We start from the raw sequence: 4,251 nt of genomic DNA on the forward strand, positions 1-4,251 counted from the left end.
GCGCCGCTGGAGATGTTCGAGACGACCATTCAGTTCAAACCCCGCGCGGAATGGCGCGCCGGCATGACGCCGGAGAAGCTGGTCGAAGAGCTCGACCGCATCGTGAAAGTCCCTGGTCTTTCCAACATCTGGGTGCCCCCGATCCGCAATCGCATCGATATGCTCGCCACCGGCATCAAGAGTCCCGTCGGCGTCAAGATCGCCGGAACGGACTTGAAGGAGCTCGATCGCCTCGCAGCCGAGGTCGAGCGGGTCGTGAAGAATGTGCCCGGCGTAACGTCGGCTTTCGCCGAGCGCCTGATCGGCGGACGCTACATCGATGTGAAGATCGACCGCGACCGGGCGTCGCGCTACGGCCTCAACATCGCCGACGTGCAAAGCATCGTCTCGGCGGCGATCGGTGGCGACAACATCGGCGAGACCGTCGAAGGGCTGCAGCGCTTTCCCATCAACCTTCGTTACCCGCGCGAGATCCGGGACTCGGTCGCGGAGATTCGCAATCTGCCGGTGCTCACAGAGCGCGGCGCCCAGATTCGGCTCGGTGATGTCGCCACCATCCGGATCACCGACGGACCGCCCATGCTCAAGAGCGAGAACGCCCGCCTTTCGGGCTGGGTATATGTCGATCTTCACGGGCGTGATCTGAGCTCGGCCGTCCGGGATATGCAAGCAGCCGTCGCGAAGGAAGTGAAGCTGCCGGCGGGCTACTCACTCTCCTGGTCGGGTCAGTTCGAGTTTCTGGAACGAGCGACGCAAAGGATGAAAGTGGTCGTTCCGGCGACCCTGCTCATCATTTTCGTTCTGCTTTATATGACCTTCGCGCGCTTCTCCGATGCAGCGTTGATCATGGTGACGTTGCCGTTCGCGCTGGTCGGCGGGTTCTGGCTGATGTACCTGCTGGGCTATCACATGTCGGTCGCCTCGGCAGTGGGCTTCATTGCGCTCGGTGGCGTGGCGGCAGAGTTCGGCGTGATCATGCTGCTCTACCTCAAGCAGGCGCTGGAGAAGCATGGCGACGAGGGCGAACCCTACACTTCGCAGCTGGTCACACGTGCGATCGTCGAAGGCGCGGTCCTGCGCGTGCGACCCAAAGCAATGACCGTGGCGGTGATCATCGCGGGGCTGCTTCCCATCATGTGGGGCTCCGGAACCGGCTCCGAGATCATGCAGCGTATTGCCGCGCCCATGGTCGGAGGCATGATCACTGCGCCGCTGCTGTCCATGTTCGTCATTCCGGCCGCCTATCTATTGATGCGAAAGTCTCGCGACAAGCCCCAAGGCAGGTCGGTATAGGCACCTTCGGTTTTTCAACTCGCTGTTTTGCCACAGGAGCAACGCCATGAAGATTCTTGTCTGTACAACGATTCTCGCGCTCACCCTTCCCGCTACCACTCTCGCCCAGGAAATGAAGAGTATGGATAGTATGGATATGACGGGCATGGAGCAGCAGGCAGGCAAGGGCAATACCGTCCACAAGGCGGTTGGAGTGGTGAAGAAAGTCGATGCCAAGGCAGGCAAGGTCACGCTTGCTCACGATCCGGTGAAGACAATGAATTGGCCCGCTATGACGATGGCTTTTGCGGTCCAGGACAAGACCATGCTCAACAACCTCCGTGAAGGCCAGAAGGTCGAGTTCGAGTTCGACCAGCGCGGCAAGGAGAGTGTGATCACGAGCGTCAAGTAATGCCAATCGCGCATGCCGGCGCAGTGGCTCTGCATGCGACTCAGCCGGCGGAGTCAGCCATACTCACTCGTGTGCGATCAACAGGCGCGGCCGGCAATGTTTGCGGGCTTTTTGCCCCGATGCGCCCCGGAACGCCCCCCATGTCATGCTTGCCCGCTGCGCGCACTGCCGCGGCCTTACTGTTCGACCTCGAGGACCCAACAACGGCTGCACTGTCGAGCGCGGTCGGAATTCCCTTTTCTGCCACGTCGGGGAGGATCCGCGATCTGATGCGTTGACGAGCGCGAGATGTGCACGTGAAAGTGGTGATTCAGCCAGTCTACAAAGAATTCCTGGCTGCTTACGACCCATAACAACCTACGCGACGGCTTTCCCGCCCCCGTATGCGGTATATACATGATCGAACAGCCCGGCTGTTGCGAGGGCCAATTCACCATCATGCGTGCCGCTTTCACGCATGCCCTTCAGGACCAGCTCCAGCCCCTTGGCGTCCTCGATGGGGATGCCGCCGACATCGAGAAAATGAACGATCGCCGCAATTTGACCGAGCGCCAGGTCGTCCTCGAGCCCAAAGCTCGACAGCAGGACCTCGAACGTCACTCGGTTGCCGATGTGAGTAAAGTCCGCGCCGTCGAAATCGAAGCCAACGGCGCCTTTCGGACGCTCCTTCGGGCGTTCGATCCATTTAAAACGCGCTTTCGGGTCGATGAAGCGGCGAATTAGCCAGGCGCTCGCCAGTCGGTCTACCCAGGGATTCTTGCGGGTGACCCAGACGCGATTGCGGAACCTTGTCGGATCCAGTCGGCGCACGGTTCCTAGCGCCGCACGGGGTTCGCCGTCCGTATACAGCCGTTGTCTCTCGCGATCGAGTGTTTCCAGCGCGTCCTTCGCCTGGAGGTTGGCTTGGCCGGGGTAAAAGTCGATTGCAGCCAGCTCTTCAAACGCCTGGTGTAGGCGCTGCGCTAGCGTCTCGGCCTTCCGCTTGCCTAGGCGGCGCAAACTCGTTCTGGCAGCCCCGATGCGTCCGACGAGCACACCGTATTCCTCGCTGCGATCGAATAGCTTGCGTACGTCATCTATTTGAGCAACCGACTTGACGTTCAATTCTGCAGTCATCGCGAACCCGCCGGCTGCTCTCACTGATGACTCCACTTCCGCAAGTGCGGCCGCCTGTGGCGCAGTGGCAGGCAGGACGTATACGCCGTCACGAAGGACGCTACATCCCGTCTCCTTCAATGCCCGCCACAGGCGCATGCGCAGGGTGGAGTTTCCGGTGGGCAGGCTGATCATCAATGCGATGAACATATCGTACTTAAAACGGAGCGGGTTTCGGTCGACTGGGCCAGCTGTATCTTGTTGTTGACATTATCACATCTTAGTTATATCGTTCGCACATTCGTAGTCTTCGTCGGTATGTAGTCGAGACTAGCCGGGTTCTTAACGCAGGCACCCGGTCCCAAAAGACGATTCCGTCTCAAGCGCTGCTCCGATTTCCTTCGGGAATGGAGTAGGTGTGTATGAGCAACGGAATCGTTTTCACTTCTTCGCAAGCTCTCGCCGCGCTGCTGCTCGTCTCGATGGTTGGAGTGGCCGGTTGCGACGCGCCCGTCGCGTCGTCGCCGCCGCGCCTCACCGCCGAGGCTTCGCTGCTGGATCCTTCGGATAGCGGCCGCCAGCGCAATGACGTCGTCCGCAATCGCTCCTGGATTCTCAAGAGCGACGGCGTTTTCCTCTATCACCACGACACCGAAGAGCTGGTGGAGATCAGCATTCCGGGCTGGCAGTGGGTCGACCAGCCGGACGCCTGCCCGCCGGATCTCGCCGTCGGGCCCGACGGCGAAGCCGTGATCACGAGCAATGTCGTAGCTGTCCTGTGGCGGGTAGATCCAAGAACGCTGAAGGTCAGTGCCTTCGAGCTCGCTCTGGATGCCGATCACAACAAGGACGTCGGTTTCTCGAGACTCGTCTATTCCGCCGAGGACGGCGATTACATCGCCTTCAGCGACGTTCATGGCTCTCTGTGGCGAATCGACCGGTCATTGCGAGTCGGCCAGAAGGTGGCCCAGTTCTTCCACCTGCGCGGGTCGTGCAGCGAGACATTGGCGCGAAGCGCGGAGTGAAGGTGCGTGATATGAACGACCGAGTCGTTTCGGGCGCCACCTATCCCTCCGTCGCTAGCCGTGGCACGTCGGGCGTCGGCGCCGACAAAAACAACAAGCGGCAGAACGAGCCGTCGTTGCCGACGGCCAGCGTGCTCGTGACCAATCTGATCGAGCAATACGGCGCACTCGGAAAAGTGCACCATGCGCTTGCCACCCGCGCGATCACCCGCAGCGGCGCGCACGCGCAATCGAACCAGGTAACCGCCCGGCATAACGTCCTCGAGAGCGAGCGAAGGCGAAGCGATTGTTTCGATTTGAGGCAAGGCGCTGCAGGACGCTCGCAGCGGCCCGTCGCTGTCCATTGGCGGGTCCTCGGACAGGCCGCGGGCTTCCGCCTTTCACTCAATGTCTGACTTCATGGAGGCTCACATGCGTTACCAGCTTACCCCTATCCACTGCCGCCCC

At 60.8% G+C, this 4,251-nt stretch carries 5 protein-coding genes; 4 read left to right on the forward strand and 1 reads right to left on the reverse strand.

Annotation, left to right across the window (positions count from 1 at the left end):
- Both GEV05_24580 and GEV05_24585 read left to right on the forward strand, forming a co-directional pair.
- Positions 1-1,293, forward strand: a 1,293-nt coding sequence (locus GEV05_24580) for a CusA/CzcA family heavy metal efflux RND transporter (GenBank protein MPZ46504.1), incomplete at its 5' end; no start/stop codon positions are given.
- A gap of 46 nt (positions 1,294-1,339) precedes the next feature.
- Entirely contained in the window at positions 1,340-1,684 is a 345-nt protein-coding gene (locus GEV05_24585) for a copper-binding protein (GenBank protein MPZ46505.1), read from the forward strand.
- A gap of 357 nt (positions 1,685-2,041) precedes the next feature.
- Here GEV05_24585 and GEV05_24590 read toward each other — a convergent pair whose 3' ends face one another.
- Entirely contained in the window at positions 2,042-2,989 is a 948-nt protein-coding gene (locus GEV05_24590) for a chromate resistance protein (protein MPZ46506.1), read from the reverse strand.
- Positions 2,990-3,201: 212 nt separating this feature from the next.
- Here GEV05_24590 and GEV05_24595 point away from each other — a divergent pair, with 212 nt between their 5' ends.
- Both GEV05_24595 and GEV05_24600 read left to right on the forward strand, forming a co-directional pair.
- Positions 3,202-3,804 (forward strand): hypothetical protein, encoded by a 603-nt coding sequence (locus GEV05_24595; GenBank protein MPZ46507.1) that lies wholly within the window; start codon positions 3,202-3,204, stop codon positions 3,802-3,804.
- 11 nt (positions 3,805-3,815) lie between these two features.
- Complete coding sequence (locus GEV05_24600; protein MPZ46508.1) at positions 3,816-4,199, forward strand: hypothetical protein; 384 nt, start codon at positions 3,816-3,818, stop codon at positions 4,197-4,199.
- Positions 4,200-4,251: the final 52 nt, after the last annotated feature.

The sequence above is a fragment of the Betaproteobacteria bacterium genome (genome assembly GCA_009377585.1).
Lineage (GTDB): Bacteria > Pseudomonadota > Gammaproteobacteria > Burkholderiales > WYBJ01 > WYBJ01.

Excerpts from the sequence above, each read along its gene's own strand:
- GEV05_24595 (MPZ46507.1), top strand. The coding sequence starts at position 3,202 with ATGAGCAACGGAATCGTTTTCACTTCTTCGCAAGCTCTCGCCGCGCTG.
- GEV05_24590 (MPZ46506.1), bottom strand. The coding sequence starts at position 2,989 with ATGTTCATCGCATTGATGATCAGCCTGCCCACCGGAAACTCCACCCTG.
- GEV05_24585 (MPZ46505.1), top strand. The coding sequence starts at position 1,340 with ATGAAGATTCTTGTCTGTACAACGATTCTCGCGCTCACCCTTCCCGCT.
- GEV05_24600 (MPZ46508.1), top strand. The coding sequence starts at position 3,816 with ATGAACGACCGAGTCGTTTCGGGCGCCACCTATCCCTCCGTCGCTAGC.